The sequence below is a fragment of the Pseudomonas haemolytica genome, assembly GCF_009659625.1.
GTDB classification, from domain to species: domain Bacteria; phylum Pseudomonadota; class Gammaproteobacteria; order Pseudomonadales; family Pseudomonadaceae; genus Aquipseudomonas; species Aquipseudomonas haemolytica.
Genome location: NZ_VOIW01000005.1, coordinates 86,982 through 100,803 on the forward strand (window position 1 = coordinate 86,982; position 13,822 = coordinate 100,803).

Here is a 13,822-nt window from a genome sequence, read left to right on the forward strand (position 1 = left end):
TTATCGGTCGTTCTTCAGCGTTTTTTCTTGCGCCACACGTCGATCAGTACTGCGAACACGATGATCAGGCCCTTGGCGACCTGCTGGTAATAGGAGGACACGCCGAGCAGGTTCAGGCCGTTGTTGATCACACCGATCAACAGCGCACCGAACAAGGTGCCGACAATGCTGCCGGTACCGCCCGACAGGCTGGTGCCGCCGATTACCACCGCGGCAATCGCGTCCAGCTCATAGGAAACCCCAGCCTGGGGCAGGGCAGAGGTGGTACGTGCCGACAACACCACGCCGGCCAACCCGGCGAGCAGGCCCGAGACCACGTACACCGAGAACATCACCTTGCGCACGCCGATGCCGGAGGTGCGCGCGCTTTTTTCATTGCCGCCCACCGCGTACACATAACGGCCGTAGGTGGTGTAGCGCAGCACCATCCAGAAGATCAGCGCGACCACGGCGAAGATGATGATCGGCACGCCCACCGGGCCGATTTTGCCGATACCCAGGGCCAGGTAGGCGTCGGGCAGGTCGGTGATCGGGCTGCCGTCGTTGAGGATAAAGGTCATGCCCCGGGCAATGCTGAGCATGCCGAGGGTCGCCACGAACGGCGGGATCGACAGGTTGGCGACCATAAAGCCATTGACCACGCCGAGCATCGCCCCGGCAAACATCCCGGCGCTGACGGCTGCCAACAGGCCGTAGCCCTGGGTCGCGACCATGGCGCTGCACAGCCCGGCAAACGCCAGGATCGAACCCACTGACAGGTCGATGCCCTTGGTCAGGATCACATAGGTCATGCCCACGGCGAGGATGCCGTTGATGGAGGTCTGGCGCAGGATGTCCATCCAGTTGCGCCAGGTCATGAAGTATTCGCTGGAGAACGCCATCACCACGCAGAGCAGGATAAACACCAGCGGCAGGCCGAAGCGGTCGAGGGACAGGCGCAGGCGCTTGCGTGGCGCCGTGGTTACGGGGGCGACAATGGTTTTGGCATTCATGAGGCAAGACTCAACAAGGCTTCCTGGGAAAGGGCGGTGTCGGTGCTGATGGTGATCAGCCGGCCGCCCTTGAATACGGCGATGCGATCGCTCAGGTGCAGCAGTTCCGGGGCTTCCGACGAGACCACGATGGCGGCTCCCCCGGCCCGCACGAACTGGTCGAGCAGGTGGTAGATCTCCTGCTTGGCGCCTTCGTCGATGCCCCGTGTCGGCTCATCGCAAAGCAGGCACACAGGTTCCGTGGACAGGCATTTGGCGAGCACCACCTTCTGCTGGTTACCGCCGCTCATGGACGCCACCGGCAGTTCCAGGGAGCTGGTTTTGATTTGCAGGCGCTTGACCATGTCCTCAGCCAGTTGGGTTTCTTTGCGTGCGTTGATCAGCGACCAGCTCGACAAGCGCTTGTAGGCCGACAGTGCAATGTTCGACAGGATGCTGCCGCTCAGCACCAGGCCGCTGTCCTTGCGGTCTTCGGTGACCAGCGACATGCCCGCGTCGATGGTGGCCTTGGGCAGCCCGATGGGCATGGGCTTGCCTTGCAGGGTCACGCTGCCGGAATCCGCCACGGTCAGCCCGTAGATGCAATTGAGAAACTCACTGCGCCCGGAGCCCATCAGCCCATAGATGCCGAGGATCTCGCCGCGGCGCAGTTGCAGGCTGATGTCGTGGAACTCGCCGTTGCGGCTCAGGTTGTCGACTTGCAGGCAGGTGTCGGCGGCGCATTCGCGGCCGACCTTGTGGTCGATGCGCGTGAGTTCCTGGCCGACAATGCCGCGTACCAGGTGGTTGCGGTCGATATCGGCCATGCGCCCGCTTTCGACAAAGGCGCCGTCGCGGAAGATGCTGTAGTCATCGGCGATCTGCGCCAGTTCGCTCAAGCGATGGGACACATACACGATGCCGGCGCCACGCGCGGTGAGGCGGCGAATGGCCTTGAACAGGGTCTCGGCCTCGCGCTCGCCGATGGCCGAGGTAGGCTCGTCCATGATCATCACCTGGCAGTCATGGCTGAACGCCTTGGCGATTTCCACCAGTTGGATCTGCGCCACGCTCAAGCGGTGCATGGGGCGGGTGGCGTCGACGTCGAACTCCAGGCTTTCCAACAGCTCGCGAGTGCGCCGGTAAAGGGCCTTGCTGTCGACGATGCAACCAGCGCGGCGCGGTTCGCGGCCCAGCCAGATGTTTTCGGCAACGGTCATGTAGGGGATGGGTTCCAGCTCCTGGGTGATCATCGCGATCCCCGCTGCCAGGGCCTCACTGGGGCGGTTGAACTGCACCGGTGCGCCGTTGAGCACAATGGTGCCGGCGTCACGCTGGGTGATGCCCATCAGGATGCTCAGGAAGGTCGACTTGCCGGCGCCATTGCCGCCGCACAGCGCGTGGACGCTGCCGGCCCGCAGAGAGAGGCGCCCGTCACGCAGGGCAGGTACCCCGGCGTAAGCCTTGGCGACGTGTTCAGCCTGGAGCAGTAATGGCGTGGCCATCGGCGTGTCCTCGTGCTGTGAATTCTTATTAGGTCGCACAGTCATGTTTCGCTGTGATCATATGTGTATCAAATGAAATTCTGATCAGTCAATCTCTTTCACTGAAAAGCGTTAATTCTCATCTTGAGTGGTAATAACGCCTGTTTAGGTAGCTTTGACTGGGAGGTCAGTTAAATCACGCTTGACATGAAGGGCATAATGATCGCGAAATGAATGAGAGAAATTTCATTGGTTGATCATATGATCAGTCCTAATCAAGGTCAGGGCAGCGGAGCCAGACGCCATGAACACACTTTTCCCGGTGGCTATCGGATGCGATGAAGCGGGTTTTGAGCTTAAAGAGCTGTTGAGGCGTCATATCGAGGCGCTGGGTTACCCGGTGACCGACTTCGGCACCCATTCCACTGCGCCGGTGCTTTACCCGGACATCGCCCTGGCGGTGGCCAATGCCATTAACGCCGGGCAGCAGCGCCTCGGCGTACTGGTGTGTGGCACCGGGATCGGCATGGCTATCTCGGCCAACAAGGTGCTGGGTATCCGTGCAGCCCAGGCCCATGACACCTATTCGGCGGAGCGGGCGCGCAAGAGCAACGATGCGCAGATCCTGTCCATCGGTGCGCGGGTGATCGGTGCGGAGCTGGCCAAGAGCATTGTCACTGCGTTCCTGGCCTCGGAGTTCGAGGCGGCGCGTTCCGGGGCCAAGGTCGAGCGCATCAACGCGATCGAGCGCGATGGGCATCAGTAGTGGACGGCACGGGGCAAGAGTCGGGAGAATGCGCCTTTGACGCCGAAACGGAAGCCCGTCCCCATGAGTGACAGTACCCAGCGCATGGCCAGTGATATCGATCAAATGACCGAAGTGGCGATGCTCTATTACCTTGAGAACGTCACTCAGGAAGCCATCGCCAAGCGCTTCGACCTGTCGCGGGCCAAAGTCAGCCGCCTGCTCAAGCGTGCGCGGGATGAAGGCATTGTCGAGGTGCGCGTGTTGCAGCACCCGGCGATGAACAACGAGCTGGAGCGTGCGCTGGTGGAGCGCTTCAAGCTCGACCGCGCTTTGATCGCCGTCGACCACAGTGACCCCGACACCCAGCGTTCGGCGGTCGCCAGCCTGGTGGCCAACTACCTGAACAAGACCCTGGGCGACGGCATGATCGTCGCCGTGGGCATGGGGCGTAACGTGGGTGCGGTGGCCGACAACGTCTTTCTGCCGGTGACGCGCAACTGCACATTTGTGTGTGCCATCGGTGGTTCACTCAAGGCTGGCGAGTACATGAACCCCGACCATATCTGCCGGCGCCTGGCCATGCGCTTTGGCGGCGAGAGTGAAAGCCTGTACGCCCCGGCGCTGGTGGCCAACCCGGAACTGCGCGGGGTGTTGATCAATAACGATACGGTGCGTTCCACCCTCGACCGTGCGCGGCGTGCCGACATTGCCCTGATCGGCATTGGCGACATGAGCGAAAACAGCAACATGGTACGCATGGGCTGGTTCTCACCCCAGGAAATCGCCCAGGCGCGCTTGTCCGGCACGGTGGGCGACATGATGGGCTATGACTTTATCGACATTCACGGCCAGCCGGCGGTCAACGCCATCCAGGGCCGAGTGATCGGGTTGACAGTGCAGGAACTGTTCCGTATCCCGGATGTGGTGGCGATTGCCAGTGAAAACACCAAGGCGGCGGCCACGTTGGGGGCATTGCGCTCGGGGGTGATCAATACGCTTGCGACGACCGTCACCAATGCTCACACCATCCTGGCGCTGGACGACGCCACGCGTAAAACCTGACATCACACCATTCCAAATGTGGGAGGGGGCAAGCCCCCTCCCACATTGGTTTTGCATAAGTCTGGGAGACAGGTTTTGTAATAATTTTGCTATGTGAGCAATTTGTATATTAACTGTACGCTTCAAGCCCTTTTGTTATTTCAGGACCTGCATGAACACCCTCTCGGAGCCTCCCAGTCGTCTTTCCCCAAGGCACTTGCTGTCGTTGTTCCCGCTGAAGCACCCCGTATTTCGCCTGCTAACCTTGTCCCGGTCCACTGACCGCGCATAGCCGTGTCCGGCATTCTGAAAACTTGATTACAGAGATTCTATAAATGGAATGGTTAGCGGATCCAACGGCCTGGCTCGGCCTGTTGACCTTGATTGTGCTGGAACTGGTGCTGGGTATCGACAACCTGGTGTTTATCGCGATCCTGGCGGACAAGTTGCCGCCGGAGCAGCGTGACCGTGCGCGGTTGATCGGTTTGTCCCTGGCGTTGCTGATGCGCCTGGGCCTGTTGGCGAGTATTTCCTGGTTGGTGACCCTCACCCAGCCGCTGTTCGAGGTGTTCGACAAGAGCTTCTCCGGCCGTGACCTGATCATGCTGTTTGGTGGTGTGTTCCTGTTGTTCAAGGCCACCATGGAATTGCATGAGCGCCTCGAAGGCCATGTGGCCCAGCGCTCGGGCAATGTGGCCTATGCGATGTTCTGGCCGATCGTGGCGCAGATCGTGGTGCTCGACGCGGTGTTCTCCCTCGACGCGGTGATTACCGCTGTGGGCATGGTGGACGAGCTGGCGGTGATGATGATCGCGGTGATCGTGTCCATCGGCCTGATGATCGTGGCGAGCAAGCCGCTGACCCGCTTCGTCAACGCGCACCCCACAGTGATCATGCTGTGCCTGGGCTTCCTGATGATGATCGGTTTCGCCCTGACCGCCGAAGGCTTGGGCTTCCATATTCCGAAGGGCTACCTGTACGCGGCCATTGGCTTCTCGATTTTGATCGAGCTGTTCAACCAGATTGCCCGCTCGCGTCGCAAGAAGTCGGCACAAGGTGTATTGCCGGTGCGTGAGCGTACCGCCCACGCGGTGATGCGCTTGTTGGGCGGCCGCAGCCTGGCGGTGGAGGAGGTGGGTGAAGACGTTGCCGATCTGCTGGGTGAGCCAGATGCCGCGCAGGGTCCGCTGTTTGACCGACGTGAGCGGGTGATGATCAGCGGTGTGTTGCAACTGGCCGAGCGGCCGATTCGCACCCTGATGACCCCGCGGGCCAAAGTTGACTGCATCGACCTGGCAGACGATCCCGACACCATCCGCCTGAAATTGATGCACTCGTCTTACTCACGCCTGCCGTTGATCCGCAACGGCGCGGTGGATGAGCCCTTGGGCTTCGTGCACAAGAAGGAACTGCTCAAGGAGTACCTGGCCGGCAACGAGCCGAACCTGGAACACCTGGCGCGCCGGGCGATCAACCTGTTGGAAAGCTTTTCGATCCTCAATGCCCTGGAGCAGATGCGCCAGGAATCCACCCACATCGCCTTCGTGATCAACGAATTCGGGGATTTCATGGGCGTGTTGAGCATGACCGATATTCTTGAATCCATCGCCGGTGAATTGCCCGACGCCAGTGAGATCGAAGGGCCGGATATTGTCGAGGAGGGCGATGGCTTCCGTGCCAATGGTGCCCTGAACCTCAACCTGGTGCGTCAGCGCACGGGCTTCAAGGCTGCGGCGACCGAGGATTATCAAACCTTGGCGGGTTTGGTGATGAGCCTGCTCGACCGTCTGCCAGTGGTGGGCGATAGCCTGGAACATGAAGGCTGGCGCCTGACCGTGGCGGAAGTGGAGGAACGTCGGGTGACGCAGGTGCATTTGCGCCCTTGCGTGGGTCATAACGGCTGAAGATGCCCTGCACAAACTGCTCCTGTTCTTCCGGGGGGCCGAAGCCTTTGAATTTTTCTACCAAGGCGCCATTCAGGTAGATCAGCAGCGTCGGGGTACCTGTCACGTCAGGGTGCCTCGGCGTGTGCGCGCAATCGAGCACCAGGCTCACGACCCTGGGATGCTTCCAGGCGTGCAGTTCGAATAAGGGGCCTGCGTCCGCGCAAGCGGGGCAGTGCTCTGATACAAACAGAAGGAACACCGGGCGTGGTGTGTTCAGTACCCGTTCGAACGCCTTGGCGTTGGAAATTCTGCTCGTGGCAATTCCCATGGTGATCTCCCTTCAGGCCGCGTTGGTTTTTGCCAACGCTAAGCCGGTGGCTCACCGCCGTCTACTGTCAACCTTCACAGGTCGGCCTCGGTCGCTGCATTCAGCGTGCAGTCAGTCCAAGGCGGTCAGTATGGGGGCGCAGTAACACCGTTGTGGGGCGTCGCGTAGCAAATCCAGTGCGCTGATGTACGGCACCGTTTATCTCTCCAATATCTATCTAGCTGATCCATAACGGATTTCTCTCCAGCATATTTTTCCGCAAGCACCTGTGGCACACTTTCTGCTGTCTATTCCGTTGTTACATACCACGTTCCGGTATAGCGGAATACACAACTCCTGGAGTGCTTGTCATGCATCACCGACCTTCCGTGTTCAAAGCGTGTGTTTTTCTCTTCGCCGCATCGGCTTGCCTCGCCAGTGTTGTGCAGGCGGCGGACAGCAAGCTCGATAATGTGCTCAAACGTGGGCATCTCATCGTAGGTACAGGCAGTACCAATGCGCCGTGGCACTTCCAGGGAGCGGATGGCAAGTTGCAGGGGTTTGATATCGACATCGGTCGCATCGTGGCCAAGGGTTTGTTCAACGACCCGAGCAAGGTTGAATTTGTGGTGCAGTCTTCCGATGCACGTATTCCCAACCTGCTCACCGACAAGGTCGACATGAGTTGCCAGTTCATCACCGTCACCGCCAGCCGTGCGCAGCAGGTGGCCTTTACCCTGCCGTATTACCGCGAAGGCGTTGGCCTGCTGCTGCCGAACAACAGCCAGTACAAGGAAATCGAAGACCTGCAAGCGGCGGGCGATAACGTCACCGTGGCCGTGCTGCAAAACGTGTATGCCGAAGAACTGGTGCACCAGGCGCTGCCCAAGGCCAAGGTCGACCAGTACGACAGCGTCGACCTCATGTACCAGGCCGTGAACTCCGGTCGCGCCGATGCCGCTGCCACCGACCAGTCTTCGGTCAAATACCTGATGGTGCAGAACCCCGGCCGCTATCGCAGCCCGACCTACGCCTGGAGCCCGCAAACCTATGCGTGCGCGGTCAAGCGCGGCGACCAGGACTGGCTGAACTTCGTCAACACCGCGCTGCACGAAGCCATGACCGGTGTGGAGTTCCCCACCTACAAAGCCTCGTTCAAGCAGTGGTTCGGCGTGGATCTGCCAGAGCCTGCAATTGGTTTTCCCGTGGAATTCAAGTGATCCGGACCCACCGGGGCGTGCCTGAACACGCCCCACTCAGGTACTGCTGACCATGAACTATCAGTTGAACTTTGCCGCCGTCTGGCGTGATTTCGACACCTTGCTGGCGGGGCTCGGCCTGGGCCTGCAGTTGGCCTTGCTGTCGATCGCCATCGGCTGCGTGATCGGCCTGCTGATGGCGTTTGCCATGCTGTCCAGGTACCGCGCATTGCGCATCTTTGCCTCGGTGTACGTGACGGTGGTGCGTAATACGCCGATCCTGGTGTTGATCCTGTTGATCTACTTCGCCTTGCCGTCGCTGGGGATTCGCCTGGACAAGATCCCTTCGTTCATCATCACCCTGTCGCTGTATGCCGGGGCGTACCTGACCGAAGTGTTCCGCGCCGGGCTGTTGAATATTCCCAATGGCTTGCGTGAAGCCGGGTTGGCCATCGGCCTTGGCGAGTGGCGGATCCGCGCCTATATCACCGTGCCGGTGATGCTGCGCAATGTGCTGCCGGCGCTGTCGAACAACTTTATCTCGCTGTTCAAGGACACCTCCCTGGCCGCTGCGATTGCGGTGCCGGAGCTGACCTATTACGCCCGCAAGATCAACGTCGAAAGCTACCGGGTGATTGAAACCTGGCTGGTCACGACCGCGCTCTACGTGGCCGCCTGTTACCTCATTGCCATGCTGCTGCGTTACCTGGAGCAGCGTCTGGCGATCCGTCGTTAAGGAGGGTTTCCATGTACGAATCCCCCAGTTGGCTGCATGAGTTGTGGGTCGCCCGCGATACGCTCTGGGCCGGCTTTCAGGCCAGCGTGTACGTGTCGGCCCTGGCGATCATCTTCGGTACCCTGATCGGCATCGTCGCCGGGTTGATCCTGACCTACGGCAAGTTCTGGATGCGTGCGCCGTTCCGTCTGTATGTCGACCTGATCCGTGGCACGCCGGTGTTTGTGCTGGTGTTGGCGTGTTTCTACATGCTGCCGGCCCTGGGCTGGCAAATCAGTGCGTTCCAGGCCGGTGCGGTCGGGCTGACCTTGTTCTGTGGCTCCCACGTTTCGGAAATCGTGCGCGGCGCGCTGCAGGCCATTCCCCGTGGGCAACTGGAAGCGGGCAAGGCGATTGGTCTGACGTTCTACCAGTCGCTGGGCTATGTGCTGTTGCCCCAGGCTCTGCGGCAGATCCTGCCGACCTGGGTCAATTCATCCACGGAAATCGTCAAGGCCTCGACCTTGCTGTCGGTGATCGGCGTGGCTGAATTGCTGCTGAGCACCCAGCAGGTGATTGCACGCACCTTCATGACCCTGGAGTTCTACCTGTTCGCCGGTTTTCTGTTCTTCGTCATCAACTACGCCATCGAATTATTCGGGCGCTACATTGAAAAACGGGTGGCCTTGCCATGAACCAAGCTCAAACCAACCCAGCGCTGCTGGACATTCGTGGCCTGCGTAAACAATACGGTGAGGTGGAAGTGCTCAAGGGCGTCGACCTGTCCATGCAGCGCGGCAATGTGGTGACGTTGATCGGCTCCAGCGGCTCGGGCAAGACCACCTTGTTGCGCTGCGTGAACTTGCTGGAAGAGTTCCAGGGCGGGCAGATCACTCTCGATGGCGAATCCATCGGCTACAGCGAGGTCGGCGGCAAGCGCGTGCGCCATCCGGAGCGGGTGATTGCCCGGCATCGCGCAATGACCGGCATGGCATTCCAGCAATTCAACCTGTTCCCGCATTTGACCGCGCTGCAAAACGTCACCCTCGGCTTGCTCAAGGTCAAGAAGATGGGCAAGGATGAGGCGGTGGCGCTGGCCGAAAAATGGCTGGACCGCGTCGGCTTATTGGAGCGCCGCAACCACTTCCCGGGCCAATTGTCCGGTGGCCAGCAACAGCGCGTGGCGATTGCCCGCGCTATTGCCATGAACCCCAGCCTGATGCTGTTCGACGAAGTCACCTCGGCCCTCGATCCAGAACTGGTGGGCGAAGTGCTCAGCGTGATCAAGGGGCTGGCGGAAGAGGGCATGACCATGTTGCTGGTCACCCACGAAATGCGCTTTGCCTATGAAGTCTCAGACCAGATCGTCTTCATGAACCAGGGGCGCATTGAAGAGCAGGGCACCGCCAAAGACATCTTCGAGCGGCCGCAGTCGCCGCGCCTGGCGGAATTTCTCAAGAACATTCGTTTTTAACAAGGAGCAACTTTTATGAGCATTACTCGTTACGGTACCGGCAGCACCGCAGGTGGCGGCCAGCCACGTCCTTTCGCGCGTGCGGTGGAAGCCGATGGCTGGCTGTATGTGTCAGGCCAGGTGCCGGCGGTGGACGGCGAAATCATCAGTGGCGGCATCATCGAGCAAACCCGGCAGACTATGCGTAACGTGGTGGCGATCCTCGAAGAAGCCGGTTACGAACTCAAGGATGTGGTGCGCGTTGGCGTGTGGCTCGAAGACCCACGGGACTTCTGGAGTTTCAACAAGGTCTTCGGCGAATACTTCACCCCCGAACACGCCCCGGCGCGCGCCTGTGTGCAGGCCAATATGATGGTCGATTGCAAGGTCGAGATCGATTGCGTGGCCTACAAGAAAAAGGGCTGAATGCCCCCACCTTTAAGCCCACAGCAGACCCAGTGTGGGAGGGGGCTTGCTCCCGATAGCGGTGTATCAGTCAAAAATGTATTCACTGACCCGCCGCCATCGGGAGCAAGCCCCCTCCCACAGGAGATCTCTGCCGGACCCTTGAATTCTGACGGAACCCGCCACTGCCATGACCGAAGACACCATCAAACGCCGCGCCAAAGGCCTGGACCGTGCGTTCGATATCCTCGATTTTCTCAAGGAAATCGGCCAGCCCCTGCGCCCCAATGATATTGCCAGCGGCATTGGCAGCCCCAAATCCACGGTCTATGAACTGGTCGCATCCTTGCTGGAGCGGCGCATCCTTGAAACCGTGGGCAAGGACGGTCACGTGTATCTGGGCCGCCAGCTGTATTTCCTGGGTCAGGCACACCTGCGCCACTTCGACCTGACCCGCGAGGCCGACCATGCCTTGCAGGACATCGTCAGCCAAACCCACGAAACCGCGCAGATGTGCCTGCTCAATGGGCGCAAATACACGGTAGCGCTGATGCGCGAAGGCCAGCGGCATTTCCGTATTTCTTCGGATATCGGTGAAAACGCGCCGATCCCTTGGACCGCTTCCGGGCGCCTGCTGCTGGGGCACTTGAGCGACCAACAGATCGTCGACCTGATCGACCCCGACGATTTCATTCTGCCGGACGGCCAGCGCCTGGCGTTGCACAGCTTCCTGGCTCAGATCCGGCAAGCCACCCTCGATGGGTTCTTTTCCTTCGACAGTGTGGCCGACACCTTTACCCATTGCTTTGCCGCCCCGGTGCGGGACGCCCAGGGCGTCAGCATCGCGACTTTATGCATTGTCGCCCCCCGGGCCGATGCCAGCAAAAACTACCACGACTATCGCCGGGTGCTGATCAACAGTGCCAACAGCCTGGCCCGGCGTATCAACGAATAGGAGTTTTCCATGTCTGCCCTCAATGCCGTTGAAAAAGGCGCCGCCGCCGTCGGTGCCCATCTGGTTCGCGACGTCAGCCTGCCGGCCCTGGTGCTGCACCGCGACGCCCTGGAACATAACATCCGCTGGATGCAGGACTTTGTCAGCAACAGCGGCGCTGAGCTGGCACCCCACGGCAAGACCAGCATGATGCCCGCGCTGTTTCAGCGCCAGATTGCTGCCGGCGCCTGGGGCATCACCCTGGCCAGCGCCGTGCAGACCCGCGCCGCCTACGCCGGTGGCGTGCGCCGTGTGCTGCTGGCCAACCAATTGGTGGGCGCGCCGAACATGGCGTTGATCGCCGACCTGCTGGCCGATAAGGATTTTGACTTCCACTGCATGGTCGACCACCCGGACAACGTCGCTGACCTGGGGCTGTTTTTCGCCGCCCGTGGCCTGCGCCTGAACGTGATGATCGAGTACGGCGTGGTCGGTGGCCGGTGCGGCTGCCGCAGCGAGCAGGAGGTGCGCGAGCTGGCCAAGGCGATCAAGGCCCAGCCTGCACTGGCCCTGACCGGTATCGAGGGCTACGAAGGGGTGATCCACGGCGAGCACGCGATCAGCGGCATTCGTGATTTCGCCGCCAGCCTGGTGCGACTGGCGGTGGACCTGCAAGACAACGATTTTTTTGATCTGCCAAAACCTATCATCACCGCGTCGGGCTCGGCCTGGTATGACTTGATCGCTGAGTCGTTTGAGGCGCAGAACGCCGCCGGCCGTTTCCTCAGTGTGTTGCGCCCAGGCAGCTACGTGGCCCACGACCATGGCATCTACAAAGAAGCGCAATGCTGCGTGCTCGAGCGCCGCAGCGACCTCAACGAGGGCCTGCGCCCGGCGCTGGAAGTCTGGGCGCACGTGCAGTCGCTGCCGGAGCCAGGCTTTGCGGTGGTTGCCATGGGCAAGCGCGATGTGGCCTACGACGCCGGCTTGCCAGTGCCGCTCAAGCGCTACAAGGCCGGGATTGTGCCGGTGCAGGGTGATGATGTGAGTGCGTGCAAGGTCACGGCCGTGATGGATCAGCATGCGTTCATGAGCGTTGCGCCGGGTGTTGAATTGCGCATTGGCGACATCATTTCGTTCGGCACGTCCCACCCATGTCTGACCTTCGACAAATGGCAGGTGGGCTGCCTGGTGGACGAGCAGTTGCAGGTGGTCGAGTCTCTGCATACCTGCTTCTAGACCGCGTCGCTCCTATCGGGGGCAAGCCCCCTCTCACAGGAGAATGTATTCCAAATGTGGGAGGGGGCTTGCCCCCGATGAGGCCATCAGCCCCACCGAGACAGCAGCCATGACGACCCAACCCCGCATCGCCCTCATCGGCGAATGCATGATCGAACTGCAACACCGCGCCGACGGCAGCCTGCACCAGAGCTTCGGCGGCGACACCCTGAACGCGGCGGTGTACCTGCGCCGTGAGCTGGGGGATTTGGGCAGCGTCGACTACGTCACCGCCCTGGGCGATGACAGCTTCAGCGACGCCATGTGTGCCCAGTGGCAAGCCGAGGGCCTTGGCTTGGGCAGGGTCCAGCGTCTGCCCGGACGCTTGCCAGGCTTGTACTGCATCCAGACCGACGCCAACGGCGAACGTAAATTTCTCTATTGGCGCAATGAAGCAGCCGTGCGCGATTGCTTCACCACCGCGGCGGCCGAACCGATCCTGGCGGCGTTACCAGGTTATGACGTGGTGTATTTCAGCGGCATCACCCTGGCGGTGCTGGGCGTGGTCGGGCGCGAGCGCTTGCTGCAAACCCTGGTCGAAACAAGGCGCCGCGGTGGCAAGGTGGTGTTCGACAACAACTACCGGCCACGGCTGTGGGCCGATGTGGCAACGGCCCGTGAAGCTTATCGCAGGGTATTGGCTGAGGTGGATATCGCCTTGCTCACCGAGGATGACGAGCGCGGGTTGTTTGGTTATGAAGACAGCGAGCAGGTGTTTGCCGCCTATCCATCGATTGCCGAGGTGGTGCTCAAGCGTGGGGCGGATGCGTGTCTGATTCGTTGTGCGGGGGAACGCTTTGCGGTGCCAGCATTGAAGGTGGAGACGGTAGTGGATACGACGGCGGCGGGGGATTCGTTCAGTGCGGCGTATCTGGCCAGTCGGCTCAAAGGTGGATCGCCAGCAGAGGCTGCCTTGGCGGGGCATCGGTTGGCGAGCCGGGTGATTCAGGTGCCGGGGGCTCTAATACCGAGGTGAATGGCCGCCTGCGGCGGATCGGGAGCAAGCCCCCTCCCACAGTTGACCCTATTCCAACTGAAGGAATGCAGTCTAGTGTGGGAGGGGGCTTGCTCCCGATGGCGGTGTACAGCCAAGCCCATCAGTCCCTGTAAAACACCTGCACCAAATGATAACCAAACTTGCTCTTGATCGGCCCGTGCACCACCTTCACCGGCTTCTTGAAGATCACCGCATCAATCGCCCCCACCATCTGCCCGGGCCGCACTTCACCCAGGTCACCGCCACGCTTGCCCGATGGGCAGGTGGAATACTTCTTGGCCAGCACGTCAAAGGCTTCCCCCTTGGCAATGCGCTGCTTGAGTTGTTCGGCTTCTTCGCTGGTTTTCACCAGGATATGACGGGCTTGGGCTTTCATTGATCTCTACCAGGTGTGCGACGGCGCG

14 protein-coding genes and 1 pseudogene are annotated in these 13,822 nt (G+C 60.8%); 11 read left to right on the forward strand and 4 right to left on the reverse strand.

The features are described from left to right. Positions 1–14: 14 nt before the first annotated feature. Both FRT59_RS17085 and FRT59_RS17090 read right to left on the reverse strand, forming a co-directional pair. Positions 15–992: an ABC transporter permease gene (locus FRT59_RS17085; RefSeq protein ID WP_034119954.1), complete on the reverse strand. Its 978-nt coding sequence runs from the start codon at positions 990–992 to the stop codon at positions 15–17. Further along, positions 989–2,476: a sugar ABC transporter ATP-binding protein gene (locus FRT59_RS17090; RefSeq protein WP_034119953.1), complete on the reverse strand. Its 1,488-nt coding sequence runs from the start codon at positions 2,474–2,476 to the stop codon at positions 989–991. Before FRT59_RS17090 ends, FRT59_RS17085 begins: the two co-directional genes overlap by 4 nt. 283 nt (positions 2,477–2,759) lie before the next feature. Here FRT59_RS17090 and rpiB point away from each other — a divergent pair, with 283 nt between their 5' ends. The 3 genes from rpiB to FRT59_RS17105 all read left to right on the forward strand — a co-directional run bounded on the left by rpiB (position 2,760) and on the right by FRT59_RS17105 (position 6,148). After that, on the forward strand, positions 2,760–3,221 hold the full coding sequence (rpiB, locus tag FRT59_RS17095) for a ribose 5-phosphate isomerase B (RefSeq protein ID WP_153871785.1): 462 nt from the start codon (positions 2,760–2,762) through the stop codon (positions 3,219–3,221). Positions 3,222–3,284: 63 nt separating this feature from the next. Beyond that, positions 3,285–4,265, forward strand: coding sequence for a sugar-binding transcriptional regulator (locus FRT59_RS17100; protein ID WP_153871786.1), 981 nt, complete (start codon positions 3,285–3,287; stop codon positions 4,263–4,265). Between the two features lie 314 nt (positions 4,266–4,579). Next, a complete protein-coding gene (locus tag FRT59_RS17105) occupies positions 4,580–6,148 on the forward strand; it encodes a TerC family protein (RefSeq protein ID WP_153871787.1) in 1,569 nt (522 codons plus the stop codon). A gap of 28 nt (positions 6,149–6,176) precedes the next feature. Here FRT59_RS17105 and FRT59_RS17110 read toward each other — a convergent pair. Further along, a pseudogene (locus FRT59_RS17110) lies at positions 6,177–6,458 on the reverse strand (thioredoxin family protein); the annotation flags it as partial. 350 nt (positions 6,459–6,808) lie between these two features. Between FRT59_RS17110 and FRT59_RS17115 the strand changes: the two are divergent. The 8 genes from FRT59_RS17115 (at position 6,809) to FRT59_RS17150 (ending at position 13,397) form a co-directional block, all read left to right on the forward strand. Next, complete coding sequence (locus tag FRT59_RS17115; RefSeq protein WP_034119949.1) at positions 6,809–7,657, forward strand: transporter substrate-binding protein; 849 nt, start codon at positions 6,809–6,811, stop codon at positions 7,655–7,657. A 52-nt stretch (positions 7,658–7,709) separates the two neighbouring features. Further along, positions 7,710–8,372 carry an amino acid ABC transporter permease gene (locus FRT59_RS17120; RefSeq protein WP_153871788.1) on the forward strand — a complete coding sequence of 221 codons (663 nt, stop codon included), beginning with the start codon at positions 7,710–7,712 and terminating at the stop codon, positions 8,370–8,372. An 11-nt stretch (positions 8,373–8,383) separates the two neighbouring features. Next, entirely contained in the window at positions 8,384–9,046 is a 663-nt protein-coding gene (locus FRT59_RS17125; RefSeq protein ID WP_153871789.1) for an amino acid ABC transporter permease, read from the forward strand. Then, the gene (locus FRT59_RS17130; RefSeq protein ID WP_153839533.1) at positions 9,043–9,825 is read left to right on the forward strand and encodes an amino acid ABC transporter ATP-binding protein; all 783 of its coding nucleotides are present in this window, start codon (positions 9,043–9,045) and stop codon (positions 9,823–9,825) included. Before FRT59_RS17125 ends, FRT59_RS17130 begins: the two co-directional genes overlap by 4 nt. A gap of 15 nt (positions 9,826–9,840) precedes the next feature. Next, positions 9,841–10,230, forward strand: coding sequence for a RidA family protein (locus FRT59_RS17135; protein ID WP_034119946.1), 390 nt, complete (start codon positions 9,841–9,843; stop codon positions 10,228–10,230). Positions 10,231–10,399: 169 nt separating this feature from the next. Further along, entirely contained in the window at positions 10,400–11,164 is a 765-nt protein-coding gene (locus FRT59_RS17140; RefSeq protein ID WP_034119945.1) for an IclR family transcriptional regulator, read from the forward strand. A gap of 9 nt (positions 11,165–11,173) precedes the next feature. Then, the gene (locus tag FRT59_RS17145) at positions 11,174–12,382 is read left to right on the forward strand and encodes an amino acid deaminase (RefSeq protein WP_153871790.1); all 1,209 of its coding nucleotides are present in this window, start codon (positions 11,174–11,176) and stop codon (positions 12,380–12,382) included. Between the two features lie 109 nt (positions 12,383–12,491). Then, positions 12,492–13,397, forward strand: coding sequence for a sugar kinase (locus FRT59_RS17150; RefSeq protein WP_153871791.1), 906 nt, complete (start codon positions 12,492–12,494; stop codon positions 13,395–13,397). 121 nt (positions 13,398–13,518) lie between these two features. Here the strand turns inward: FRT59_RS17150 and FRT59_RS17155 are convergent, their stop codons facing one another. Then, complete coding sequence (locus FRT59_RS17155; RefSeq protein WP_003174397.1) at positions 13,519–13,794, reverse strand: peptidylprolyl isomerase; 276 nt, start codon at positions 13,792–13,794, stop codon at positions 13,519–13,521. Between the last annotated feature and the right edge of the window lie 28 nt (positions 13,795–13,822).